General features: G+C 65.5%; 1 pseudogene. It reads right to left on the minus strand.

Annotated elements, in window-relative coordinates:
* Positions 1 to 264, minus strand: a pseudogene (locus tag EOD29_RS32515) (TIGR01459 family HAD-type hydrolase); the annotation flags it as partial.

Consider the following 264-nt stretch of genomic DNA (forward strand, 5'->3'; position numbering starts at 1 on the left):
CGCCGATGCCTTCGAGAAGCGCCTTGTCGCGCTCGGGGCCGAGCAGAAACACGGTCTTCGGTCCCTCGGCGATCAGCCGGCGGGTGACATCGCCCGAGGTAACGATCCGGTCATAGGCGCTGTCGGGAACGCCGATCTGGCGCAACTGCTCGACCACTTGCCAGGAAAGGCGCGGCGAATTTGTGATGAGGACGACGGCAAGGCCGCTTTCACGTGCCGCTTCAAGGGCTGCGGCCGCCTTCGGGAACGGATCGACGCCGTTGT

The sequence above is a fragment of the Mesorhizobium sp. M1A.T.Ca.IN.004.03.1.1 genome (assembly GCF_003997555.1).
GTDB lineage: Bacteria > Pseudomonadota > Alphaproteobacteria > Rhizobiales > Rhizobiaceae > Mesorhizobium.